At 51.1% G+C, this 26,074-nt stretch carries 16 protein-coding genes, 1 tRNA gene and 3 rRNA genes; 15 read left to right on the plus strand and 5 right to left on the minus strand.

Annotation, left to right across the window (positions count from 1 at the left end):
* Window positions 1-281 precede the first annotated feature (281 nt).
* The 3 genes from ETA_RS01010 to ETA_RS01020 all read right to left on the minus strand — a co-directional run bounded on the left by ETA_RS01010 (window position 282) and on the right by ETA_RS01020 (window position 7,511).
* Window positions 282-4,886, minus strand: coding sequence for a hypothetical protein (locus tag ETA_RS01010; protein ID WP_012439788.1), 4,605 nt, complete (start codon window positions 4,884-4,886; stop codon window positions 282-284).
* A 2-nt stretch (window positions 4,887-4,888) separates the two neighbouring features.
* Window positions 4,889-6,214, minus strand: a complete 1,326-nt coding sequence (locus ETA_RS20270) for a hypothetical protein (RefSeq protein ID WP_012439789.1) — start codon at window positions 6,212-6,214, stop codon at window positions 4,889-4,891.
* A 415-nt stretch (window positions 6,215-6,629) separates the two neighbouring features.
* A complete protein-coding gene (locus ETA_RS01020; protein ID WP_012439790.1) occupies window positions 6,630-7,511 on the minus strand; it encodes a LysR family transcriptional regulator in 882 nt (293 codons plus the stop codon).
* A 104-nt stretch (window positions 7,512-7,615) separates the two neighbouring features.
* Here ETA_RS01020 and budA point away from each other — a divergent pair, with 104 nt between their 5' ends.
* From budA to rbsR, 8 genes are all read left to right on the plus strand, one after another.
* Window positions 7,616-8,398 carry an acetolactate decarboxylase gene (gene budA, locus ETA_RS01025; protein WP_012439791.1) on the plus strand — a complete coding sequence of 261 codons (783 nt, stop codon included), beginning with the start codon at window positions 7,616-7,618 and terminating at the stop codon, window positions 8,396-8,398.
* A gap of 18 nt (window positions 8,399-8,416) precedes the next feature.
* Window positions 8,417-10,096 (plus strand): acetolactate synthase AlsS, encoded by a 1,680-nt coding sequence (alsS, locus tag ETA_RS01030; protein WP_012439792.1) that lies wholly within the window; start codon window positions 8,417-8,419, stop codon window positions 10,094-10,096.
* 216 nt (window positions 10,097-10,312) lie between these two features.
* Window positions 10,313-10,732 carry a D-ribose pyranase gene (gene rbsD / locus ETA_RS01035; protein WP_042958504.1) on the plus strand — a complete coding sequence of 140 codons (420 nt, stop codon included), beginning with the start codon at window positions 10,313-10,315 and terminating at the stop codon, window positions 10,730-10,732.
* A 7-nt stretch (window positions 10,733-10,739) separates the two neighbouring features.
* The gene (rbsA, locus tag ETA_RS01040) at window positions 10,740-12,245 is read left to right on the plus strand and encodes a ribose ABC transporter ATP-binding protein RbsA (RefSeq protein WP_012439794.1); all 1,506 of its coding nucleotides are present in this window, start codon (window positions 10,740-10,742) and stop codon (window positions 12,243-12,245) included.
* Window positions 12,246-12,247: 2 nt separating this feature from the next.
* A complete protein-coding gene (gene rbsC / locus ETA_RS01045) occupies window positions 12,248-13,216 on the plus strand; it encodes a ribose ABC transporter permease (RefSeq protein ID WP_012439795.1) in 969 nt (322 codons plus the stop codon).
* A 25-nt stretch (window positions 13,217-13,241) separates the two neighbouring features.
* The gene (rbsB, locus tag ETA_RS01050) at window positions 13,242-14,123 is read left to right on the plus strand and encodes a ribose ABC transporter substrate-binding protein RbsB (protein WP_012439796.1); all 882 of its coding nucleotides are present in this window, start codon (window positions 13,242-13,244) and stop codon (window positions 14,121-14,123) included.
* A gap of 61 nt (window positions 14,124-14,184) precedes the next feature.
* Window positions 14,185-15,114 carry a ribokinase gene (gene rbsK / locus ETA_RS01055; protein ID WP_012439797.1) on the plus strand — a complete coding sequence of 310 codons (930 nt, stop codon included), beginning with the start codon at window positions 14,185-14,187 and terminating at the stop codon, window positions 15,112-15,114.
* Between the two features lie 2 nt (window positions 15,115-15,116).
* Window positions 15,117-16,118, plus strand: a complete 1,002-nt coding sequence (gene rbsR, locus ETA_RS01060; protein ID WP_193345520.1) for a ribose operon transcriptional repressor RbsR — start codon at window positions 15,117-15,119, stop codon at window positions 16,116-16,118.
* Here the strand turns inward: rbsR and mdtD are convergent.
* Complete coding sequence (mdtD, locus tag ETA_RS01065; protein WP_012439799.1) at window positions 16,115-17,512, minus strand: multidrug transporter subunit MdtD; 1,398 nt, start codon at window positions 17,510-17,512, stop codon at window positions 16,115-16,117. The genes rbsR and mdtD overlap by 4 nt on opposite strands.
* Before the next feature lie 552 nt (window positions 17,513-18,064).
* On the opposite strand from mdtD, the gene ETA_RS01070 reads away from it, so the two are divergent.
* From ETA_RS01070 to rrf, 4 genes are all read left to right on the plus strand, one after another.
* Window positions 18,065-19,604: ribosomal RNA gene (locus tag ETA_RS01070) — 16S ribosomal RNA — on the plus strand.
* 70 nt (window positions 19,605-19,674) lie between these two features.
* Window positions 19,675-19,750, plus strand: a tRNA-Glu gene (locus tag ETA_RS01075).
* A gap of 224 nt (window positions 19,751-19,974) precedes the next feature.
* Window positions 19,975-22,881: ribosomal RNA gene (locus tag ETA_RS01080) — 23S ribosomal RNA — on the plus strand.
* Between the two features lie 148 nt (window positions 22,882-23,029).
* Window positions 23,030-23,145 (plus strand): 5S ribosomal RNA (rrf, locus tag ETA_RS01085).
* The 16S, 23S and 5S rRNA genes sit together here with 1 tRNA gene alongside, the layout of an rRNA operon.
* Before the next feature lie 97 nt (window positions 23,146-23,242).
* On the opposite strand, the gene mobA is transcribed toward rrf, so the two are convergent.
* Complete coding sequence (gene mobA, locus ETA_RS01090; protein ID WP_012439800.1) at window positions 23,243-23,806, minus strand: molybdenum cofactor guanylyltransferase MobA; 564 nt, start codon at window positions 23,804-23,806, stop codon at window positions 23,243-23,245.
* Window positions 23,807-23,856: 50 nt separating this feature from the next.
* Here mobA and ETA_RS01095 point away from each other — a divergent pair, with 50 nt between their 5' ends.
* The 3 genes from ETA_RS01095 to dsbA all read left to right on the plus strand — a co-directional run bounded on the left by ETA_RS01095 (window position 23,857) and on the right by dsbA (window position 25,876).
* Window positions 23,857-24,126 carry a YihD family protein gene (locus ETA_RS01095; protein WP_012439801.1) on the plus strand — a complete coding sequence of 90 codons (270 nt, stop codon included), beginning with the start codon at window positions 23,857-23,859 and terminating at the stop codon, window positions 24,124-24,126.
* 78 nt (window positions 24,127-24,204) lie between these two features.
* On the plus strand, window positions 24,205-25,197 hold the full coding sequence (locus tag ETA_RS01100) for a serine/threonine protein kinase (protein WP_012439802.1): 993 nt from the start codon (window positions 24,205-24,207) through the stop codon (window positions 25,195-25,197).
* 49 nt (window positions 25,198-25,246) lie between these two features.
* Complete coding sequence (gene dsbA / locus ETA_RS01105) at window positions 25,247-25,876, plus strand: thiol:disulfide interchange protein DsbA (protein ID WP_012439803.1); 630 nt, start codon at window positions 25,247-25,249, stop codon at window positions 25,874-25,876.
* Window positions 25,877-26,074 lie beyond the last annotated feature (198 nt).

Below are 26,074 nucleotides of genomic sequence, written 5' to 3' on the forward strand. Positions count from 1 at the left end.
AATGAAAGTATTAGTGAATAATATCGATTTTATTTCAGAGGGATGAGTCAGAAGATATCAGTAAATGGTCTTTATACAGCGCTATCATATTAAGATGTCATTACGTGTTGAATACAGGTGTTGTCACCCGCTCATTGCATAAACCACTGAAGCCGGTTCCATCCCTTTTTATTCACATTCAGAGCTGACCATACATTTCTTCAAATGCTTTACTGCAGAAGAAAAAGGCCATTAGGTGAGCCGCTTTTTTCCTTTTTTTAGCAAATATCCAAACAGATTATTCAGCGCTTAATATAAATCCAATGGTCGTTTGATTTTCCATTTCCGGGATAGTACCATTTGTTTTCAGAAGGGTTTCCTTCAGTCTTCAATATCAGGTAGCCATACTCAGCCTTATAATATATCTGACCAACTTTTCCATACTCACCCCAGGTTTTAGGTGAATCAAGGCTCCCCTTATTTCTTCCAGCGTAAATCCATTGGAGATTATTATTTTTTCCAGAAGGGAAAGGCCATCCGCTTATAGACGGAGTACCTAATTCTCTCAGAATATAAAAAGCTTTCTGCACGTCGCAATAATAAATCTCTCCAGATATACCCTTATCATGCTGTCGCTTTGGCTGTTCAAACGATCCCGCGATAAATGTTATAAATTCCCAATTTTCATTGGATATCCCTATGTCAGGAAAATCCCAGTGGTTATCTGATGGTCTGCCTTCTTTCTTAAGTGTTAAAAAACCATGCTGCTTTTCATAATAGACCGATCCTACTTTTCCATACTCATTCCACACTTTAGGATAGTCGAGGGTTCCACTGTGATAGCCAGCGAAGATCCAGTTCTGGTCATCTTTATTGTCCAAAGGGAATTGCCAACCATAAGACGATGGATTACCTGCATTTTTCAGGATATAAAATGACTGATTTTCGTCAGAAAAATAGACTTCACCAGCCACACCTTCCACGTTCTGTCGTTTAGGTGACTTGAAAGAACCCGCTTTATAAGATATGAATTTCCAGTGGTCATCGGACTTGGCATTTTCTGGGAAGTACCAGTCACTGTCCGAGGGCTTACCTTCATTTTTAAGGGTAAAATACCCATAATCAGATTGGTAGTATACCGATCCGGCTTTACCATATTCACTCCAGGTTTTAGGTGCCTCTACGGTGCCTTTATGTTTCCCGGCGTAAAACCAGTTCACATCATCTTCCTTTCCACCGGGGAATGGCCAACCGTTAATCGACGGATTACCAGTTTTTTTCAGCATATAAAATATTTTTTCATCGTCGGAATAGTATATTTCTCCAGCCGCTCCATTATCCTTCAGGCTTTTCGGGGTGATAAAAGAACCCTTTTCAAATGAGATAAAGTTCCAGTACTCATTCGACTCGAATTTTTTTGGGTAAATCCAGTTATTGTCTGACGGCCTGCCGTCAATTTTGAGCGTCATATAGCCATATTCAGCCTCATAATATACCATCCCGGCTTTACCATACTCATACCAGGTTTTAGGTGACTCGATAGTTCCTCTGCCGGGGCCTGCGTAAATCCAGTTTTGGTTATCATCTGAGGGGAAATACCAGCCGTGGTGCGATGGATTACCTGTTTTCTTCAAAATATAAAATGAGTTATATTCTGATGAATAATAGATTTCCCCCGCCATGCCTTCCGCTACATACTGTTTCGGCCTATTAAAGGTGCCCGCCTCAAGGGATATAAATTTCCAGTTATCGTTAGACTCACCGTTCTTTGGGTAAAGCCATTTTTTTTCGGATGGCCTGCCTTCGGTTTTGAGAATGAAATAGCCATGATTTTTCTCATAGTATAGCGAACCCACTTTTCCATATTCATTCCAGGATTTAAGCGAGTCCAGGGTTCCCCTGGATTGCCCGGCGTAGATCCAGTTATTATCATCCATTGCGACAAAGGGAAAATTCCATCCCTGCCGCGCAATGGCACCTTTGTTTCTCAGAATATAAAAAGACAGGTTTTCTGCCGAATAATAAACTTCCCCTGCTTCGCCTTTATCACCCCGAATTTTGGGGGATTCAAATGAACCCGCATATGATATAAAGCTCCAGTGGACGCTGGTTTCACCTTTACGTGGGAAAAACCAGTTGTGGTCTGATGGTCTGCCTTCAGTTTTAAGCGACAGGTAACCATGATCCTCGTCATGATAGATCGATCCTACTTTTCCGTATTCAGCCCATCTTTTTGGAGAATTTGAAGTACCTTGTTTTTTCCCGGCGTAGAGCCAATTATTATCGCTCATCCCGGCAGCAGGAAAATACCAGTTGTGGCGGGATGGCTTACCATCTTTTCTCAGAATATAATACGATTTATTCTTCACCGAGTAATAGACTTCACCCGCCATACCTTCTACATTTCGTAGCTTAGCTGATGTATAGGTGCCGGCTTCAAAGGATATAAAAATCCAATGGCTATCGGACTGGCCTTCCGCGGGGAAATACCAGTCATTGACTGATGGATTGCCGTTAGTTTTAAGCATTAAATAGCCAAATTCAGCTTCGTAGTATATTGAACCAGCTTGTCCGTATTCATCCCATTTTTTAGGGAAATCAAAGGTTCCCTCATTTCTCCCAGCGTAGATCCAGTTTTTATCTTCAGTTCCAACTGGGGGGAATTGCCAACCAAAAATTGAGGGGTTTCCCGTTTTTCGTAAGATGTAAAAAGATTCGCTTTCAACAGAGTAATAGATATTACCCGCTATGCCATTATCATTCCATGCAAAGGGCGTTTTGAAAGTACCTGCTTTCCAGGTGATGAATTTCCAAAATAAATTGGAACTACCCTTATGTGGAAAATACCAGTGGTGATCTGCCGGTCTGCCACCTTTTTTTAGCATCAGATAGCCGTATTTTTCTTCATAGTATATGCAGCCAGCCTCTCCATACTCGTACCAGTCTTTAGGCTGTTCCAACGTTCCCGCATGGCGACCAGCATATTGCCAGTTATCATCATCCAGCGCATCGTCCGTATAATACCAGTAATGATTTGATGGCACGCCCTCTTTTTTAAGTTTAAAGAATCTATTTTTCTTATCATCCCAGAAAATTTCACCTGAAAAACCAAACTCGTGCCATTTTTTAGCGGAAAGATATTTGTTCTCTTTTGATATCCCCATGGCATCTGAAATTTCATTTAGCTCGGCAGAAATACTCTTTACAATTAATCTGACCGTTTCCAGGTTTCCATTTGGTTGGTGTTTATCTTGCAGGGTTGAAATATCCTTACTTTGGTTTTTTTTAGATGTCATGCTTATATATAGATCAAGGTACCTTGTCGCTTCCTGGCTCGAGTAGATTATTTCCATACAGACCTTGAAAAAATCATGGCTTTTTAACGACTTATCTCTATTGATCTTTTTGTAAATTAGTTCAAGGTCTTTATTACTGTTCCAAAAGAAAACGGTGTTATCTTTTATAAATTCCTCAATGCTTTTTCTACCTAAAACCAATCTACTGATATCCATTAATAACAGGTTAAAATATGGATCGTCCCTTTTTGGTCTGCCGGATAAAAATGGTAAAGGCTCCTTCTCCGTATTTTGAAAGTATGAATAAATTCCCATAAGTTTACGTATAAATTTCATATTTCTATCAGCTATATCTGATGCAATATTTTCAAGGCTATTTAAAGTCGTGGGTGTATAAACAACTTTTTTTAGGTCGTCTGAACGATTACCAGGGCGATACTTACCTCTATAAGCAATAACCCTTTTACCCATGAGGGCTGAAATGGATTTTCCTATTGATGGGAATCCAGTGGCACCGAAGCATGATTCGATCACAATCGTACCAATTTTTTCGATATCTATATTTTTAACAATGGAAAGTCCCTTGATGACATTAACTAACTCTAAAGGAGACATATGATTGATCGTCATGGGTAAACCATGCGCCCGGACGTGTAAAATATTATCAACTGCATAAAATCTTGCATCTTTTCCCAGTAATGCCTGAATTCTCGTGCCCGCAATATTAAATTCAGCCTGCTTAACAAACAGCTCTCTCTCTGTTATATTCTCTTTTAGAGAACGAATTTTATATATAGCGCTGGTACCACCGCTTTTTATAGTCGGTTCGAATAATTTAGGAATAAAAAACTCCTCATCGTTAAGGCGTAAGGCAAATGTTCCTCTGCCATAACCCTCACCAGGGTTGTTGGTCAGAAAAATCATTCCACCGACGGGGACCTTTTCAGCAAGTTCTGCGTTATTCAACCACTCTTTCTCACTTTTTATGTATTTAGATATAGGGTTTTTTTTTGTTAATGAATCATGCAGCGCAGATACGAATTCTGGTGATATATCTCCCGTGCGGGATAAAACTAAAGCAACCGCATAAGCACTATCTTCTCTATAATGAAAATCCTCAAGATTTATTGCTGCATCTTTATAGTCCTCATAAAAGTTAACTTCAGATTCTGCCAAGAAGCCAGAATATATTGAAAACGCCTCACCTCTCTTGCTTGTAAATATTGTATTATCGAATGTTCCTAGTTGCTCTGCTGTGATTATATTGCCACCATGGCCAAAATCAGAGGATATTCTTTCATTGTTAGCGCCTGCAAATAGACCATTCCCAGTCGACAGCATGATGTGCTCAATTTTTTTATTGCTGTCTTTAGTGTTTGTGAAAATGACAATATGGCCTTCTTTTATTTTTAGTAACTGATTTGCATTGGTTATTTCAGTCAACTCTTTAAAATGCTCAGCATGAAATTCTGACGAAACCATTTTACTTCTGATTGAATCTAGCTTTTCAGTTTCTATTAATCCAGATTTTGCCAGGATTTCAGTAATAAAATGAATGGATGAACGGTTTTTATGTAATTTTTTAGACTCTTGTCTTGCATGGGTTGCCAAATCTATTTTTTTCCGAATATTGATTCGACATTTTCTGCTTCAGAGAGTGTTATCTGCTCGCTTTTGGTGGTGACCCATTTTCTATTACTGCGTTTATAAATCATATGTTTCTTGCTCAGTTGTAATGATTTATGATCGATGTCGTAAATATATACTCCATCTGAATCCTTCATCATTTTGAACACCCCGCCACTAAACATTAAATAAGCATCACCATCGCGTATTTTTATTTTTTCAGGGATAATATTCTTCATTACTCCATTTTTTTCCTTGGTAAGCATATTTCTACCATGAAGATCGAGTGATGAAGCAAATAAAATCGGTAAAGTTAACAATTGATTGTTGATCTCAATGATTAAATCAGCATCTATTTGTTTCCCATCCATGCTGTCTGCGATAGATTTCAAAACCGGTGGGATAATATTTTGCAGTATCATTAATGGCACTAAGTCGGGGAATAAACTTATGATCTTGTTTGCAACAATATCAATATATTTCATGATGTTAAGGAGGTATATTTTATCCGATGATTTTGGGCACCCAGACTTGAGGATTTTATAATCGTAGATAATCTGCCACTCTTCTCCCGTTTTTTTCATCGGGCTATTCAAGGTATCTGCAATATTGCGTAGCACTTCTGAAAAGCTTAGCTTTACACGTTCTTCTACACATGAAAGGTCAAACAGCTTTTTTTTGCTCACCTCTGGCGGAGGTAACACCGTGGTGAGTGGCTGTGGCGCGGCCAGGTGCCGCCTCGCATGTCTGTGGGCAGGTATTGCTCCCTCATTCGGGCTGGTATGACTGGGTAACCCATCTGCCGGTCCAGCCGTATTTTCTGCCATTGAGAAAACTGACCCGTCATTGAGATTACTGCCCTGATGGGGATCTGATCGTCCTGGCTGACTAAACTGCTTAAAAAATGTTTCGGCACCACTCAGTATCAAGGTCGCGGCCATAGCGAGACCCGTCTTGGTCTTCAGTGATAATGGCGGCGCCTGCTGCGGGTTCTCTCTCTGGGTAAGGTTCAGGGCTTGCGCTTCCAGGTAAAGGGCTTTACCTGTCGAAATGACCCCGTTCAGTTCAATGTCATCCGTGCCGCTCCCCGGCAACGGTCCTTTTAATACGTTTCGTATCAGGCCACCAGGGCTTCTAAAGCCACTCCCACTGCTTTTCCTGGATAACTGCTCTCCGCTTTTCATTACCGATTTCAGCCGCCAGTTGAGCGGCGATATCTTTTCAATGGTGTGAGGCTCTTGGGAGTGGATTTTTGTGTCGTTGAAACCGGTGCAGGATGGTGCGTTATAGTTTTTGATCGTGTTTTTGCGCAAATCTCCTCCTTGTGTGGTTAATTATCACAAAAGAATGTATTGCTTTAGATAATAGTATCGCTATTTGTTGATGCTGTTCAGATTAAAAACATCAGGAAACGTGCTTTTACTTCGCCTTGCGGCATGGTGTTAACCGCAGTTGATGAAAAGGCTGGAATAAGTGGCGGTTAAGCCGTTTATCAGCCCGCCATGCCAGAACCATGCGGCCTGATAATTCAGTAAGTATTTTGAATACTCGCTATGATTTTCATCGACAACGTTTAGCGGGCAGGATTGACTGCTCTATTCCACAAGCAAAAAAGAAATGAAAAAGACAGCGTTATTACTGGCGCTAACACAGGGCAAACTTGATAAAGACCTGAACTCACTGGAATCTGATGTGAAGCGGGTGCGAAAAATCAGCGCCTAAAGCCTGTCAGGCATCCGCCAGGGTCGTGACCAGATGATGAACCGCGGGTGAGCGATCCCAGCGCCGCCATGCGAGCGCGATATCACTGCCCAGCGCGGCATCTTCGATCTGATGGAAGCTGACGCCCGGCAGCCTGATGCTGCGCAGAGAGTCCGGAACGATACTGATACCAAATCCGGCGGCGACCATGCTGATAGCAGACGATATTTGTGGAGACTGCTGAAGGCGCTCTGGCTGGAACCCCGCACGCAGACAGGCGCTGATAATCACTTCGTACAGGCTGGGTGCAACCTCGCGGGGGAACAGGATCAGCGGCTCGTCTTTTAGCTGTGCCAGCGACAGGCAGTCCGTGTCGGCTAAGCGATGCTTCGCGGGTAATACCAGCGCCATCTTCTCACTGGCGATCACCTTCAGATTAAAGGCTTTACTGCTCTCACAGGGCAGGCGCACAAAGGCCGCATCCAGTAATCCTTCCTGCAAATCATGCATCAGCGCCGCCATATTCTCCTCACGCGGCAGCAGCGTGATCGCCGGAAAACGCTCCTGAAAGCGATGTAACAGCTGAAATATCTGTGGGTGGAAGGCGGTCGAGCTGGCGAATCCAATCGACAGTCGCCCACTGATACCGCGTGCAATCCCCTTTGCTTTCTCCAGCGCATGCCCGGTCAGTTCCAGGATCTGGCGCGCATCCTGATAAAAGGCTTCACCCGCATCGGTCAGTTCAACGCCGCGCGTCAGTCTTTTCAACAGCGGAGTCCCTATCTCTTCCTCCAGCTTTTTAATCTGCTGGCTGAGCGGCGGCTGGGAAATACCGAGCATTTCCGCTGCCCGCGTGAAGTGACGCGTTTCGGCAACCGCAACAAAATAACGGAGATAGCGTAGTTCCATATCAAAAACGTCTCAAAGAGTGGGGAGTTCTATATTGGAACCATTCATGGAAAGGCGTCAATATTGTTTAAATACTTCTTAACAGTTTGGCAGGAGAAGGTGCAATGACACATTCTGTAACCGACTGTTCCTGTGTGGAACAGCTGACAACCACCGTCAAAGAGATGCAGAAAGAAAGACCAGAAAGCGTAATCTATCAGACCTCCCTGATGAGTGCGTTACTCAGCGGCGTGTACGATGGGACTACCACCGTGGCAGATCTGCTGAAGAAGGGGGATTTCGGTCTTGGCACTTTCAACCAGCTGGATGGCGAACTGATCGCCTTCAACCGCGAAGTGTACCAGCTGCGCTCGGACGGCAGCGCGCGTGCCGCCCGGCCTGACCAGCAAACGCCGTTCGCGGTGATGACCTTTTTCCGCCCGCAGTATCAGCACCGTTTCACCGGCCCGGTGACCCGTGCCGAAGTTCACCAGACCATTGACCAACAGGTCAGTTCCGATAACCAGTTCTGCGCGTTACGCATTGACGGCCTGTTCAGCCATGCGCAAACCCGTACCGTGCCCTGCCAGCATCGTCCTTATAAATCGATGCCGGAAGTGCTCGGTAAGCAGCCTACCTTCGAATTCGCACAGCGCAACGGCGTATTGATCGGTTTTCGCACCCCGCAATATATGCAGGGGATCAACGTGGCGGGTTACCACGAACACTTTATCACCGACGATCGTCAGGGCGGTGGCCATTTACTTGATTATCAGCTTGATCACGGCACGCTCGCCTTTGGCGAAATCAGCAAACTGGTGATCGATTTGCCGGGCGACAGTGATTTCCTGCAGGCAAATCTGAGTCCTGAAAACCTGGACTCTGCCATCCGTGCCGTCGAAAGCTGAAAACAGGAGACAATTTAGATGAAAAACGCAACTGATGTTCAGCAGTGGGCACACGGTGCCGATCTGGTGGCGGCCCAGCTTGAGGCGCAGGGGGTTAAACACGTATTCGGTATCCCTGGCGCAAAAATCGATAAAGTGTTCGATTCGCTGCTGGATACGTCAATCCAGACCATTCCCGTGCGCCATGAAGCCAATGCCGCATTTATGGCGGCGGCAGTCGGCAGACTGACCGGCAAGGCCGGCGTGGCGCTGGTCACCTCCGGGCCGGGCTGTTCCAACCTGATCACCGGTATGGCAACGGCCACCACGGAAGGCGATCCGCTCGTGGCGCTGGGGGGCGCGGTAAAACGTGCCGACAGCGCCAAGCAGGTGCACCAGAGTATGGATACGGTGGCGATGTTCCGTCCGGTAAGTAAGTACGCGGTCGAAGTGGGTTCTTCAGACGCGATTGGCGAGGTGTTGTCGAACGCCTTTCGCAGCGCTGAGCAGGGGCGTCCCGGCGGTGCCTTCGTCAGTTTGCCGCAGGATATCGTTAATGAACCGGCGCGCGGCCATCTGCTGAATACTCACGGCCATCTGCTGCTGGGTTCTGCGCCGGATGCGGCGATTGCCGCCGTGGCCCAACAGATAGCGCGGGCGAAAGATCCGGTGATCCTGCTGGGGCTGATGGCCAGCCAGCCCGCCAACAGCGAAGCGCTGTATCACCTGCTGGAGCGCAGCCATATCCCGGTCACCAGCACCTATCAGGCTGCGGGCGCGGTGCGGCAGGAGCACTTCTCACGCTTTGCCGGGCGCGTCGGGCTGTTCAACAACCAGGCGGGCGATCGCCTGCTGCGCGGGGCCGATCTGATTATCACTATCGGCTACAGCCCGGTCGAGTATGAGCCGGCGATGTGGAATAACGGCACCGCCACGCTGGTGCATATTGACGTGCTGCCCGCCGACAGCGACAACTGTTATCAGCCGGATGCCGAGCTGGTGGGCGATATCGCCGCCACGCTGGAAAAACTGACGGCTCGCATCGATCATGCCTTAACGCTTAGCCCGGAGGCGGCCTCCATTCTTCAGGATCGCCAGCAGCAGCGTGAACTGTTGGCATTGCGCGGTCACCAGCTCAACCAGTTCGCCCTGCACCCGCTGCGCATCGTGCGCGCCATGCAGGACATTATTAACAGCGATGTGACGCTGACGGTCGATATGGGCAGCTTCCATATCTGGATAGCCCGTTATCTTTACAGCTTCCGCGCGCGCCAGGTGATGATCTCTAACGGTCAGCAAACGATGGGCGTTGCGCTACCCTGGGCGATCGGTGCCTGGCTGGTGGACCCGTCACGCAAAGTGGTGTCCGTTTCCGGGGATGGGGGCTTCCTGCAATCGAGCATGGAGCTGGAAACCGCAGTCCGCCTTGGTGCCAATGTGTTGCATATCATCTGGGTGGATGAGGAGTACAACATGGTGGCGATGCAGGAAGAGAAAAAATACCAGCGGGTGTCCGGCGTGAAGTTCGGCCCGATTGATTTCAAAGCCTACGCCGAATCCTTTGGGGCTGCCGGTTTTGCGGTGGAAAGCGCCGAACAGCTGGAGCCCACGCTGCGCAGAGCGATGGACGTGCAGGGGCCAGCGGTGGTGGCGGTGCCGGTAGACTATGCCGACAATCATATGCTGATGGGCCAACTGCATCTTAGCCAGATTTTGTAATCATCGAATATACAGAGGGCGGATTGTCCTGCCGCTCTCTCTGCAATCTCCTATTTCGGGCGGTATTGATACCGCCTTTTTTTCGCCTGAACAATAACCGGCCACGCGCCAGCAAAACGTTTCGATGGCGATCACATTTCCAACATGTGAAGATTGTTTTCCCTCTGCGATTTCTTACACTGCCCGCTAGCGAAACGTTTCGCTGTGGAGCAAATCATGAAAAAAGGCATCTTACTGCATTCCGCCATCTCGTCCGTGATATCACGCCTGGGTCATACCGACAGTCTTGTTATCGGTGATGCCGGTTTACCCACCCCTCTCGGGCCGGAGCGTATTGATTTGGCGCTCACTCAAGGTATTCCCGGTTTTCTGGAGGTTGCCCAAGTGGTTACCCGCGAAATGCAGGTCGAAACGGCCATTATGGCGCAGGAGATCCGCCAGCATAATCCGCAGCGACATAGCGAACTGGTCGCCTTGCTCGATGCGTTACAGCAGCAGCAGGGAAATACGATCACCCTCCGCTATATCAGCCATGAACAGTTCAAACAGCAAACCCGGCACAGTCAGGCGATTATTCGCAGCGGAGAGTGTACGCCGTATGCCAATGTCATCCTGGTCGCTGGCGTGACCTTCTGAGGTGCTGATGCAACCTTTACTGCAACTTAGCGGCATCGACAAGTCGTTCCCCGGCGTTAAAGCCCTGTCCGGCGCGGCGCTGTCGGTTTATCCCGGTCGGGTGATGGCGCTGGTGGGAGAAAACGGCGCGGGCAAATCCACCATGATGAAAGTTCTGACCGGCATCTACACGCGCGACGCCGGATCGTTTGTCTGGCTGGGCAAGGAAACCACGTTCAGCGGCCCCAAAGCCTCACAGGAGGCGGGGATTGGCATCATCCATCAGGAACTCAATCTGATCCCGCAGTTGAGCATTGCCGAAAACATCTTTCTTGGCCGTGAATTTGTTAGCCGTTTTGGCCGTATCCAGTGGAAAAAAATGTACGCCGCCGCTGATGCGCTGCTACAGCGACTGAATCTGCGTTTTGGCAGCCACAGGCTGGTCGGTGAGCTGTCGATCGGCGATCGGCAGATGGTGGAAATCGCGAAGGTACTGAGCTTCGAGTCAAAAGTGATCGTAATGGACGAACCCACGGATGCGCTGACCGATACCGAAACCGCCTCGCTGTTCCGCGTGATTGGCGAGCTGAAAGCCCAGGGCTGCGGCATCGTCTATATCTCCCACCGGATGAAAGAGATATTTGAGATCTGCGATGACGTCACGATTTTCCGCGACGGGCAGTTTATCGCCGAATATGACGTGACGGCGCTGAGTGAAGAATCGCTGATCGAAATGATGGTGGGGCGCAAGCTGGAAGAGCAGTATCCGCGCCTGGATAAAGCGCCGGGTGAAGTGCGTCTGAAGGTTGAAAACCTGAGCGGGTCCGGCGTAGAAAACATCAGCTTTACGCTGCGCAAGGGCGAAATCCTCGGAGTGGCGGGCCTGATGGGCGCCGGGCGCAGTGAACTGATGAAGGTGCTGTACGGCGCGTTGCCTCGCAGCAAGGGTCGTATCACGCTGGAGGGTAAGCCAGTGGTGACTAACTCCCCGCAGGAGGGACTGGCTAACGGCATTGTTTATATCTCCGAAGATCGTAAGCACGATGGCCTGATACTGGGGATGTCAGTGAAAGAGAACATGTCGCTGACCGCGCTTAATAGCTTCAGCTATGGCGCAGGCCGACTGAAGCATGCGCAGGAACGGCAGGCGGTAGGAGATTTTATCACCCTGTTTAACGTGAAAACCCCGTCAATGGACCAGACGATTGGCCTGCTTTCCGGCGGTAATCAGCAAAAGGTGGCGATTGCGCGTGGGCTGATGACGCGGCCAAAAGTGCTGATCCTTGATGAACCCACACGTGGCGTTGACGTCGGGGCGAAGAAAGAGATTTATCAGCTAATTAATCAGTTTAAGCAAGAAGGGCTGAGCATCATTCTTGTCTCTTCTGATATGCCGGAAGTACTGGGCATGAGCGATCGCGTGCTGGTAATGCACGAAGGTCGCCTGAGCGGTGAGTTCCCGATCGAGCAGGCTTCCCAGGAGATCCTGATGGCAGCGGCAGTAGGTAAACATGACAGCGCGGAGCTGGTATAACGATGAGCACACAACCCCTTTCTTCACGCCGCCTGATAACAAAGGCATGGCTGCTTGAGCAAAAATCGCTGATTGCCCTGGTGGTGCTGATTGCCATCGTTTCCAGCATTAGCCCGAACTTCTTTACCGTTGGCAACCTGTTCAACATTCTGCAACAGACCTCGGTCAACGCCATTATGGCGGTGGGAATGACGCTGGTTATTCTCACCTCCGGTATCGATCTTTCCGTGGGGTCACTGCTGGCCCTGACCGGTGCCGTTGCGGCCAAGCTGGTCGGACTGGAGGTCAACGCACTGGTGGCGGTGGCGGCTTCTCTGGCGCTGGGTGCCTTGATTGGCGCGATAACCGGTTTGATCGTGGCAAAAGGCAAAGTACAGGCCTTTATTGCCACGCTGGTCATGATGCTGTTACTGCGGGGTGTCACCATGGTTTATACCAACGGCAGCCCGGTCAATACCGGCTTTAACGATAACGCCGACCTGTTTGGCTGGTTCGGGATCGGCCGTCCGCTGGGTATCCCAACGCCGGTCTGGCTGATGGCGGCAGTGTTCCTCGCCGTTTGGTACATGCTGCATCACACCCGGCTTGGCCGCTATATCTATGCGCTGGGCGGCAACGAGGCGGCAACGCGTCTTTCGGGCATCAGCGTCAATCGCGTCAAACTTATCGTCTACTCCCTGTGCGGAATGCTGGCAGCGCTGGCGGGCACCATTGAAGTTGCACGCCTCTCCTCGGCGCAGCCAACGGCAGGCACGGGCTATGAGCTGGATGCCATCGCCGCCGTGGTGCTGGGTGGCACCAGCCTGGCAGGCGGCAAAGGGCGGATTATGGGGACGCTGATTGGTGCGCTGATCCTGGGTTTCCTGAATAACGGGCTAAATCTGCTCGGCGTGTCCTCTTACTACCAGACGATCGTCAAGGCCGTAGTGATTTTGCTGGCGGTACTGGTGGATAACAAAAGCAGTAAATAACTCTCTCCCCTTACAGGATACAAAAATGAAAATGAAAAAACTGACCGTGCTGGCGGTACTGTTAGGCGCTACGCTGAGCGCTAACGCGCTGGCAAAAGAGACCATCGCGCTGGTGGTGTCTACCCTCAATAATCCTTTCTTCGTGTCGCTGAAAGAGGGCGCGCAGAAAGAGGCCGATAAGCTGGGCTATAACCTGGTGGTGCTGGATTCGCAGAACAACCCGGCGAAAGAGCTCGCCAACGTGCAGGATCTTACCGTACGCGGTACGAAACTGTTGCTGATTAACCCCACCGATTCCGATGCCGTGGGGAACGCGGTGAAGATGGCCAACCGGGCCAATATCCCGGTTATTACCCTGGATCGCGTGGCTACGCACGGTAAGGTGGTAAGTCACGTTGCCTCTGATAACCGGGCCGGTGGTAAGCTGGCCGGTGACTATATAGCGCAAAAGGCCGGTGAAGGAGCAAAAATCATCGAACTGCAGGGCATCGCCGGGACGTCCGCCGCGCGCGAGCGCGGTGAAGGTTTCAAACAGGCCGCCGATGCGCACAAATTCACTATTCTTGCCAGCCAACCGGCTGATTTCGATCGTACTAAGGGCCTGAACGTCATGCAGAACCTGCTGACCGCGCACCCGGATGTGCAGGCGGTATTTGCCCAAAATGATGAAATGGCGCTGGGCGCTCTGCGCGCATTGCAAACGGCGGGCAAAACCGATGTGGCCGTGGTGGGGTTCGACGGCACGCCAGACGGAATTAAAGCGGTTCAGGGGGGTAAACTGGCGGCAACCGTGGCGCAGCTGCCGGAGCAGATCGGCGCGGTTGGTGTTGAAACTGCGGATAAAGTATTGAAAGGCCAGCAGGTTCAGGCTATCAATCCGGTTGAGCTGAAACTGGTCACCCGGTAAATCAAAGAACAGCACGGCACGCGCCATCCGCGGGTGGCGCACAGACCGGGATAATCTCCTTATGAAAAAAAACGGCAAAATGGCTGTCCTCGGCAGCATCAACGCCGATCACATCCTGAACCTGGCGCACTTTCCGCGTCCGGGTGAAACGGTGATCGGGAAGCAGTATCAGGTCGCATTCGGTGGTAAAGGGGCTAACCAGGCCGTTGCCGCCGGACGCAGCGGCGCGGATATTGCGTTTATCGCCTGCCTAGGCGAAGACGATATCGGCAAGCGTATTCGTCAGCAGCTGGCCAATGACCGCATTGATGTCGCGTCTGTCGCGACTATCACCGGGGGATCTACCGGCGTGGCGCTGATTTTCGTCAACGGTGACGGTGAAAATATCATCGGTATTGATGCCGGTGCCAATGCTGCCCTGACGCCTGAGCGCGTGGTTGAGCATCAGCACATTATTGCCGACGCGCAGGTGCTGCTGATGCAGCTGGAGTCGCCGCTGGATAGCGTGCTGGCAGCTGCACATATTGCCCATCAGCACCAGACCCGGGTGGTGCTCAATCCGGCCCCGGCAACGCCGCTTTCAGACGAGCTGCTGTCGCTGGTTGATATCATTACCCCTAATGAAACGGAAGCGCAGATCCTGACCGGCGTGACGGTAAACAGTGATGAAGATGCGGATCTTGCCGCGCGCAAGCTGCACGAGAAAGGGATAGCCACGGTGCTGATTACGCTTGGCAACCGCGGCGTATGGCTAAGTGAGCAGGGTAACGGCCAGCGCATTGCTGGTTTTCGCGTGGCGGCCGTTGATACCATTGCCGCGGGGGATACCTTTAACGGCGCGCTGATGACCGCATTGCTGGAACAGCGTCCGATGGCTGAGGCGGTACGCTTTGCCCATGCCGCCGCCGCGATTGCCGTGACGCGCCGCGGTGCACAGCCGTCGGTTCCCTGGCGCGATGAAATAGACAGCTTTTTACAGCAGCAGGGGTAAATGTGGCAACGATGAAAGACGTCGCCCGCCTCGCGGGTGTTTCAACCTCTACCGTATCGTACGTGATTAATAATAATCGCTTTGTCAGCCCGGCGGTGCGGGAAAGGGTGACCTCGGCGGTCAGACAGCTCAACTATGCGCCCTCGGCGCTGGCGCGCAGCCTGAAGCTGAATCAGACCCGGACTATCGGCATGTTGCTGACCGCCAGCAGCAATCCCTTCTATTCCGAAGTGGTGCGCGGCGTTGAGCGCAGCTGCTACGAACGTGGTTACAGTCTGGTGTTGTGTAACACGGAAGGCGATGAGGCGCGCATGAACCACAGCCTGGAAACGCTGATGCAGAAGCGTGTCGATGGCCTGTTGATCATGTGTACCGAAAGCCATCTGCCCTCTGCCGATATTCTCAGCCGTTATCCCGGCGTGCCGGCAGTCATGATGGACTGGGCCCCGTTTGAATGGGGTAAAGACATTATTCAGGATAATGCGCTGTTAGGTGGGAAAATGGCGACCCACCATCTTATCTCACGAGGATATACGCGTATCGCCTGTATCACCGGTCCGCTGGACAAAACCCCGTCTCGCATGCGCCTTGAAGGCTATCGACAGGCGATGGAACATGCCGGATTGCCCATTCCGGCGGATTATATCATCAGCAGTGACTTCGAGTTTCAAGGTGGGTTTAACGCCATGAATGAGCTGCTGGCACTGCGTTCACCGCCGCAGGCGGTATTTACCTGCAATGATGCGATGGCCGTTGGGGTTTATCATGCTTTATATCAGGCGGGAATGGCGATCCCGCAGGACGTGGCGGTGGTGGGTTACGACGATATTGAACTGGCACGTTACATGACCCCGCCGCTCAGTACCGTTCATCAGCCCAAAGATGAACTGGGTGAGCTGGCGATTGATGCCCTGCTGCATCGTCTGGCCGATCCGATGGCCGAGACGCAGCTGCTGGTACTCACGCCGGAGTTGATTGAGCGCGCCTCGGTCGGAATGATTTAGGATTTTTTCTTATCACGATTGCTGATGAGATTGCGCCCATCTCCCGGCTTAAGCAGCAGGAATACCAGCGCTGATAGCACGGTGATGATCCCCATGGTCAGGAAGGTGGCATGGAAGTGCTGCAATGTGTCGCCGCCAAAGCCTTCATAAAAACGCAGCACCGCCGCGCTGACCGCCACACCAAAACCAATCGCCAACTGCTGGGTGACGGCCAGCATGCTATTGCCGCTGCTGGCGTTACCGTCATTCAGATCGGCTAGGGTAATGGTATTCATCGCGGTAAACTGGGTTGACATCGCCATGCCCAGAATAAACAGCGGGATCAGCAACGCCAGTATATTCCAGTGCGCAGACTGTAAAGAGAATGAAGCGACCAGGATGCCAATCAATACGCTAATGCCTACCAGCGTTTTTCGATACCCAAATCCGCGCAGTACACCCGTTACCGTCGACTTGGCCAAAATAGAGCCCAGCGCGGTGGGGGCCATCATGCAGCCAGCCAGCAGGGCGGTATAACCAAAACCAACCTGTAACATCAACGGCATCAGGAACGGAACGCTGCCGGTACCCAGGCGTGAAAAGATGTTGCCGACGATGCCTACGGAAAACGTACGCGTCTTAAATATGGGCAGCGGGATCAGCGGAGAGGGATGACGCCGGGCATGGGCTATATAAAGAAGCAGCAGCACGATCCCTGTCAGCAGTACCGCCAACGCAATCAGGCTTGATACCACGCGCTCGCCAAACAGCTCAATGCCGCTGGATATGCCCACCAGACCCAGACCAAACAACAGAAAACCCAGCATATCAAAGCGGCGTTTCGGCGTGGTGAAGTCCGGCATATATTTACGTGCATAGAAAATGCCGAGGATGCCTATAGGAATATTAATCAGGAAAATCCAGTGCCACGTGGCCCATGTCACCAGTACGCCGCCCAGCAGGGGGCCCAGCACCGGCCCTACAAGACCCGGCATGGTGACAAAATTAAGCACCGGGAGCAGTTCGCTGCGCGGATAGGCCCGCAGCAGTGCAAGACGTGCCACCGGCATCATCATTGCCCCGCCAATTCCCTGTACAACACGCGAAGCCACCAATATCCCCAGTGAACCGGACAGCGCACAGGCCAGTGAACCCAGAGAGAATAGAAACACCGCAATGATAAACACCTTACGTGTGCCAAAGCGGTCAGCCAGCCATCCACTAACCGGGATGAGCATCGCGACCGTTAAGGTGTAGCTGATAATCGCGGACTGCATTGCCAGCGGAGAGCGCTCAAGACTCTGAGCAATGGCGGGCAGGGCGGTATTAAGAATAGTGGCATCCAGCGACTGCATAAAGAAGGCCATTGCGGCTATCCACGGAAGTCCGGCCATACTGCGCGCGGATTTAATCATTGATTGTCCTTTCTGTTCGTCTGATTTTCATGTGAGTTTCCTGTGGTCCAGAAAGGATAGCACCTCGTTCTGGCTTGAAGTGCTACCCGTGAACACTTTTCAGACCCGAAATGCGGGTTTATTGGCCTGAAAATGGTTGCTTTTAAGGCTTTTGGGGAAAAAATGCGCGCTCGGTCATTTTTTTGCAATAAACACTTGTCAGTCATCAGAAACTCCCTATAATGCGCCTCCATCGACACGGAACAACGGCTTACAGGCCGGCGTGTTGAGAGGTTCAGGAAGTTCTGAACCGCCGGAAAAACTTCTCAAAAAGAGGTTGACTCCGAAGGAGGAAAGCGTAGTATACGCCACCTCGCGACAGGAAGCTCCGGCACTGTTCGCACCGCTCTTTAACAATTTATCAGACAATCTGTGTGGGCACTCGCAGGATTGATATCAGACACCTCCGGGTGTCAAAAAAAATATCAAGCCTCATGAGTGAACACATAATGACATTCATTATGACGTTTTACGATTGAGCATCGCTGAACTTGTTTCAGCAAATCGAACTTTTAATTGAAGAGTTTGATCATGGCTCAGATTGAACGCTGGCGGCAGGCCTAACACATGCAAGTCGAACGGTAGCACAGAGAGCTTGCTCTTGGGTGACGAGTGGCGGACGGGTGAGTAATGTCTGGGAAACTGCCCGATGGAGGGGGATAACTACTGGAAACGGTAGCTAATACCGCATAACGTCTACGGACCAAAGTGGGGGACCTTCGGGCCTCACGCCATCGGATGTGCCCAGATGGGATTAGCTAGTAGGTGGGGTAACGGCTCACCTAGGCGACGATCCCTAGCTGGTCTGAGAGGATGACCAGCCACACTGGAACTGAGACACGGTCCAGACTCCTACGGGAGGCAGCAGTGGGGAATATTGCACAATGGGCGCAAGCCTGATGCAGCCATGCCGCGTGTATGAAGAAGGCCTTCGGGTTGTAAAGTACTTTCAGCGGGGAGGAAGGCGATGGGGTTAATAACCCCGTCGATTGACGTTACCCGCAGAAGAAGCACCGGCTAACTCCGTGCCAGCAGCCGCGGTAATACGGAGGGTGCAAGCGTTAATCGGAATTACTGGGCGTAAAGCGCACGCAGGCGGTCTGTCAAGTCGGATGTGAAATCCCCGGGCTCAACCCGGGAACTGCATTCGAAACTGGCAGGCTAGAGTCTTGTAGAGGGGGGTAGAATTCCAGGTGTAGCGGTGAAATGCGTAGAGATCTGGAGGAATACCGGTGGCGAAGGCGGCCCCCTGGACAAAGACTGACGCTCAGGTGCGAAAGCGTGGGGAGCAAACAGGATTAGATACCCTGGTAGTCCACGCCGTAAACGATGTCGACTTGGAGGCTGTTCCCTTGAGGAGTGGCTTCCGGAGCTAACGCGTTAAGTCGACCGCCTGGGGAGTACGGCCGCAAGGTTAAAACTCAAATGAATTGACGGGGGCCCGCACAAGCGGTGGAGCATGTGGTTTAATTCGATGCAACGCGAAGAACCTTACCTGGCCTTGACATCCACGGAATTCGGCAGAGATGCCTTAGTGCCTTCGGGAACCGTGAGACAGGTGCTGCATGGCTGTCGTCAGCTCGTGTTGTGAAATGTTGGGTTAAGTCCCGCAACGAGCGCAACCCTTATCCTTTGTTGCCAGCGATTCGGTCGGGAACTCAAAGGAGACTGCCGGTGATAAACCGGAGGAAGGTGGGGATGACGTCAAGTCATCATGGCCCTTACGGCCAGGGCTACACACGTGCTACAATGGCGCATACAAAGAGAAGCGACCTCGCGAGAGCAAGCGGACCTCATAAAGTGCGTCGTAGTCCGGATCGGAGTCTGCAACTCGACTCCGTGAAGTCGGAATCGCTAGTAATCGTAGATCAGAATGCTACGGTGAATACGTTCCCGGGCCTTGTACACACCGCCCGTCACACCATGGGAGTGGGTTGCAAAAGAAGTAGGTAGCTTAACCTTCGGGAGGGCGCTTACCACTTTGTGATTCATGACTGGGGTGAAGTCGTAACAAGGTAACCGTAGGGGAACCTGCGGTTGGATCACCTCCTTACCTGAAGATACCTTCCGGCGCAGTGTCCACACAGATTGTCTGATAGAAGTAATGAGCGAAGAACACCAGAGTCCCCATCGTCTAGAGGCCCAGGACACTGCCCTTTCACGGCTGTAACAGGGGTTCGAATCCCCTTGGGGACGCCATACCGATAACGAAGTGAAAGACGTTATCACCCGTATCTCAAAACTGATTATGCGAAAGCGAGTCACGTTTGAGATATATGCTCTTTAATAATCCGGAACAAGCTGAAAATTGAAACGACGTGTCGTATTCATTCTCCGTAATAAGAATGAAATCAACGATACGTTAGAGTCTCTCAAATGCTTACAGCCGACAACACGTCTTTCGGGACGCTTGTGGGTTGTGAGGTTAAGCGACTAAGCGTACACGGTGGATGCCTAGGCAGTCAGAGGCGATGAAGGGCGTGCTAATCTGCGATAAGCGTCGGTAAGGTGATATGAACCGCAACAACCGACGATACCCGAATGGGGAAACCCAGTGCAATCCGTTGCACTATCATGTCATGAATACATAGCGGCATGAGGCGAACCGGGGGAACTGAAACATCTAAGTACCCCGAGGAAAAGAAATCAACCGAGATTCCCCCAGTAGCGGCGAGCGAACGGGGAACAGCCCAGAACCTGAATCAGTTTGTGCATTAGTGGAAGCGTCTGGAAAGTCGCGCAGTAAAGGGTGACAGCCCCGTACACAAAAATGCACTTGCTGTGAGTTCGATGAGTAGGGCGGGACACGTGACATCCTGTCTGAATATGGGGGGACCATCCTCCAAGGCTAAATACTCCTGACTGACCGATAGTGAACCAGTACCGTGAGGGAAAGGCGAAAAGAACCCCGGCGAGGGGAGTGAAACAGAACCTGAAACCGTGTACGTACAAGCAGTGGGAGCACCTTCGTGGTGTGACTGCGTACCTTTTGTATAATGGGTCAGCGACTTATATTCTGTAGCAAGGTTAACCGTATAGGGGAGCCGCAGGGAAACCGAGTCTTAACTGGGCGTTAAGTTGCAGGGTATAGACCCGAAACCCGGTGATCTAGCCATGGGCAGGTTGAAGGTTGGGTAACACTAACTGGAGGACCGAACCGACTAATGTTGAAAAATTAGCGGATGACCTGTGGCTGGGGGTGAAAGGCCAATCAAACCGGGAGATAGCTGGTTCTCCCCGAAAGCTATTTAGGTAGCGCCTCGTGAACTCATCTCCGGGGGTAGAGCACTGTTTCGGCTAGGGGGCCATCCCGGCTTACCAACCCGATGCAAACTGCGAATACCGGAGAATGTTATCACGGGAGACACACGGCGGGTGCTAACGTCCGTCGTGAAGAGGGAAACAACCCAGACCGCCAGCTAAGGTCCCAAAGTCATGGTTAAGTGGGAAACGATGTGGGAAGGCACAGACAGCCAGGATGTTGGCTTAGAAGCAGCCATCATTTAAAGAAAGCGTAATAGCTCACTGGTCGAGTCGGCCTGCGCGGAAGATGTAACGGGGCTAAACCATGCACCGAAGCTGCGGCAGCGACGCTTATGCGTTGTTGGGTAGGGGAGCGTTCTGTAAGCCGTCGAAGGTGTGCTGTGAGGCATGCTGGAGGTATCAGAAGTGCGAATGCTGACATAAGTAACGATAAAGCGGGTGAAAAGCCCGCTCGCCGGAAGACCAAGGGTTCCTGTCCAACGTTAATCGGGGCAGGGTGAGTCGACCCCTAAGGCGAGGCCGAAAGGCGTAGTCGATGGGAAACGGGTTAATATTCCCGTACTGGGCGTTACTGCGAAGGGGGGACGGAGAAGGCTATGTTAGCCGGGCGACGGTTGTCCCGGTTTAAGCGTGTAGGCTTGAGTTCCAGGCAAATCCGGAACTCTTTAAGGCTGAGGCGTGATGACGAGGCACTACGGTGCTGAAGTAACAAATGCCCTGCTTCCAGGAAAAGCCTCTAAGCATCAGGTAACGACCAATCGTACCCCAAACCGACACAGGTGGTCAGGTAGAGAATACCAAGGCGCTTGAGAGAACTCGGGTGAAGGAACTAGGCAAAATGGTGCCGTAACTTCGGGAGAAGGCACGCTGGCGCGTAGGTGAAGCGACAAGCTCGTGGAGCCGAAGCCAGTCGAAGATACCAGCTGGCTGCAACTGTTTATTAAAAACACAGCACTGTGCAAACACGAAAGTGGACGTATACGGTGTGACGCCTGCCCGGTGCCGGAAGGTTAATTGATGGGGTTATCCGCAAGGAGAAGCTCTTGATCGAAGCCCCGGTAAACGGCGGCCGTAACTATAACGGTCCTAAGGTAGCGAAATTCCTTGTCGGGTAAGTTCCGACCTGCACGAATGGCGTAATGATGGCCAGGCTGTCTCCACCCGAGACTCAGTGAAATTGAACTCGCTGTGAAGATGCAGTGTACCCGCGGCAAGACGGAAAGACCCCGTGAACCTTTACTACAGCTTGACACTGAACATTGAGCCTTGATGTGTAGGATAGGTGGGAGGCTTCGAAGCGTGGACGCCAGTCTGCGTGGAGCCAACCTTGAAATACCACCCTTTAACGTTTGATGTTCTAACCTGGCGCCGTGATCCGGCGTGGGGACAGTGTCTGGTGGGTAGTTTGACTGGGGCGGTCTCCTCCTAAAGAGTAACGGAGGAGCACGAAGGTCAGCTAATCACGGTCGGACATCGTGAGGTTAGTGCAATGGCATAAGCTGGCTTGACTGCGAGAGTGACGGCTCGAGCAGGTGCGAAAGCAGGTCATAGTGATCCGGTGGTTCTGAATGGAAGGGCCATCGCTCAACGGATAAAAGGTACTCCGGGGATAACAGGCTGATACCGCCCAAGAGTTCATATCGACGGCGGTGTTTGGCACCTCGATGTCGGCTCATCACATCCTGGGGCTGAAGTAGGTCCCAAGGGTACGGCTGTTCGCCGTTTAAAGTGGTACGCGAGCTGGGTTTAGAACGTCGTGAGACAGTTCGGTCCCTATCTGCCGTGGGCGCTGGAAGATTGAGAGGGGTTGCTCCTAGTACGAGAGGACCGGAGTGAACGCACCGCTGGTGTTCGGGTTGTCATGCCAATGGCATTGCCCGGTAGCTAAGTGCGGAAAAGATAAGCGCTGAAAGCATCTAAGCGCGAAACTTGCCTCGAGATGAATCTTCCCTGACTCCTTGAGAGTCCTGAAGGGACGTTGAAGACTACGACGTTGATAGGCCGGGTGTGTAAGCGCAGCGATGCGTTGAGCTAACCGGTACTAATGACCCGTGAGGCTTAACCTTACAACGCCAGAAGCGTTCTGGGTTGTGTTGAGAGACGCAAAGATATTTTCAGCTTGTACCGGATAAAAGAATTAGCGGAAACGAAAGATTTTGCGCTGGGCCAACGCGGCACCAGTGAAAAAGATTCGTTTCGTGCACAAAGAATTTGCCTGGCGGCTGTAGCGCGGTGGTCCCACCTGACCCCATGCCGAACTCAGAAGTGAAACGCCGTAGCGCCGATGGTAGTGTGGGGTCTCCCCATGCGAGAGTAGGGAACTGCCAGGCATCAAATAAAGCAAAAGGCCATCCTTCGGGATGGCCTTTTTGCGTTACAGACATTTTATTTCTGCTGGACTCTGCTTCTGTCTCGTTCTTGCGGCGTTTACAGAAGATCCTCCGATCGATTGAAATTGCGAAATGCGGGTTCTCCCTGAGCAAAAAAAACGCTGTGTCCCCCCTCCTGTTGAAGAAATAACATTAATTTCCGCTCCCCTCGTGCCAGATATTGCTGAAGTGAATCAGCCAGGCTTCGGTGCAAGAGTGCATGTGTAGGGTGATCGCGCGCTCCGGTTCGCGCCCAAACAGCCGGAGCCTTGCCTCTGTATTGCCACAGACGCTGAGCCAAATTTTCAGGCAGACAGGGCGTATCACAGGAGGTGAAAACCACCCACTCGGTTTCTGTTTGCTGCAACGCCGCCAGCATTCCGGCTAATGGGCCGGGAAAATCGGCCAGCGTATCGTCGATCACCGGAATACCGCTCCGTTGATATACCTCAATATTCCGATTGGCATTAATCCATACAGTAGTGACCTGGGGCTGCAGACGCTGTAGTACATGTTGATAGAGAGGCTGGTTATGCCAGTTAATTAGCCCTTTATCCTTTCCTCCCATACGGCTGCCACGGCCACCTGCAAGGATCACCCCGGTTATGGGTAGTCTGGTCATTGGTTTCGCACCCGATGCTAACGTTGGTTTATCGATACGGGGACAAAAATATGAAATGCCACCGCCTTAATGAGTTAATCAGTTTACTGCAACCGGCCTGGCAGCAGCATCCCGATCTGCATTTAGTTCAATTTTTACAGAAATTAGCCGACGAAGCGGGTTTTAAGCAGCCGATTGATGGATTAACGGATGACGTGCTGATCTACCAACTTAAAATGCGCGGTAGCAACAAAGATGCGCAGATCCCCGGCCTGAAAAAAGACTATGAAGACGATTTTAAGGCGGCACTGCTGCGTGCGCGTGGTGTGATTAAGGATTAAATCGGCGCTTTGTCCCGGCCGTAGCTGATTTAATGGTATTCTTCGAGGCCAGTAAGCAACGATCAGCGAGCCAGCCGGATGACAGAACCTGCTTTTAACTTTGATACTCTCACGCCAGATACCATCCTTGATGCTCTCTGGAGCACCGGATTGCGCGTAGAGTCCGGATTGACAGCGCTGAACAGCTACGAAAACCGTGTCTATCAGTTCTTCGATGAAGAGAAGCACCGTTATGTCGCGAAATTTTATCGTCCGCAGCGTTGGTCACAGGCGCAGATTGAGGAAGAACATCAGTTCTCTGCGGAACTGCTGACCGATGAAATCCCGATTGCGGCCCCCTTGATGCTACAAGGGGCAACGCTACATCAACACCGGGGGTTCTGGTTTGCGATATTTCCCAGCCTCGGTGGACGCCAGTATGAAACGGATAACTACGACCATCTTGAATGGGTAGGGCGCTTTTTAGGGCGTATTCATCAGGTTGGGCAGCGTAAAGAGTTCGCGACAAGACCAACCATTGGCCTGCAGGAGTACATTGACGAGCCTTTGCAGATCCTCAGCCAGAGTCTTCTGGTGCCCGCTAAGTTAAAGGATGAATTACTTGCCGCCGTTGGGCGTCTGCGCACAACTTTACTTAACTGCTGGCATAATCAGTGGCAGCCGTTACGACTACACGGTGACTGCCATCCGGGTAATATTTTGTGGCGCGATGGCCCACTTTTCGTGGATCTTGATGATGCACGTAACGGCCCGGCAATACAGGATATGTGGATGTTGGTTAATGGAGACCGTCAGGAGCAGCGTCTGCAGTGGGAAATACTGCTGGAGGCTTATGGGGAGTTCTGTGAATTCGATACACATCAATTGTCACTGATTGAACCTTTACGTGCCATGCGGATGGTTTATTATCTGGCGTGGGTAGTACGCCGTTGGCAGGATCCTGCCTTTCCAGTCAGCTTCCCATGGATGACGGATGAGGATTTCTGGCGTCGACAAATTTCTATTTTTAACGAACAGGATAAGCTGTTGCAAGAGCCTCCGCTTCAGCTTTTGCCTGTATTCCAGGTGTGATCGACCTTTGGTTCGCCTACCGTGTTTGTAACTAGGAGAGAGTTTCAAGATGAAAAAAATTTGGTTAGCGCTTGTCGGTATGGTTCTGGCATTTAGCGCCTCAGCGGCACAATTTACCAATGGTCAGCAGTACGTCACCCTGGATAAATCCGTTACTGGCGAACCGCAGGTTCTCGAATTCTTCTCATTCTACTGCCCGCACTGCTACGAGTTTGAACGCGTTTGGCATGTCAGCGATACCGTAAAAAAGAATCTTCCGGCCAATGTTAAGGTCACCAAGTACCATGTTGATTTTCTCGGCGGCGACATGGGTAAAACAGTGACTCAGGCGTGGGCTGTTGCTATAGCGCTGGGCGTAGAAGATAAAGTGACGGCACCTATTTTCGAAGGTATCCAGAAAACGCAGTCCATCATGGATCCGGCAACGCTGAAAGAGGCATTTGTAAAAGCGGCGGGAATTAAACCGGCCGACTACGATGCTGCCTGGAATAGTTTCGTGGTGAAATCTCTGGTTGCCCAGCAGGAAAAAGCCGCGGCAGACATGGATCTGCGAGGCGTTCCGGCAATGTTTGTTAATGGTAAATACATGGTTAATAGCGGTGGACTGGATACCAGCTCAATGGATAACTACGTTCAGCAATATGCCAACCTGGTGAACTTCTTGATTACCCAGAAGTAATCTATCCGAAGATCGTGCCTTTCTTTGCCGGCGTAACCGCCGGCATTTCAAACACTAAATAGCATTGTAAAAAAGCTCCACCGCCACACAATATATCGCTTAATTATGTGGACACCACAATGGATATCCACATTTCGTTTATTACATAATGACCTATGCAAAAAACGCGAAAAAATACTAACCTAATGATTAAAAAGA

The organism is Erwinia tasmaniensis Et1/99, from assembly GCF_000026185.1.
Taxonomy (GTDB): domain Bacteria; phylum Pseudomonadota; class Gammaproteobacteria; order Enterobacterales; family Enterobacteriaceae; genus Erwinia; species Erwinia tasmaniensis.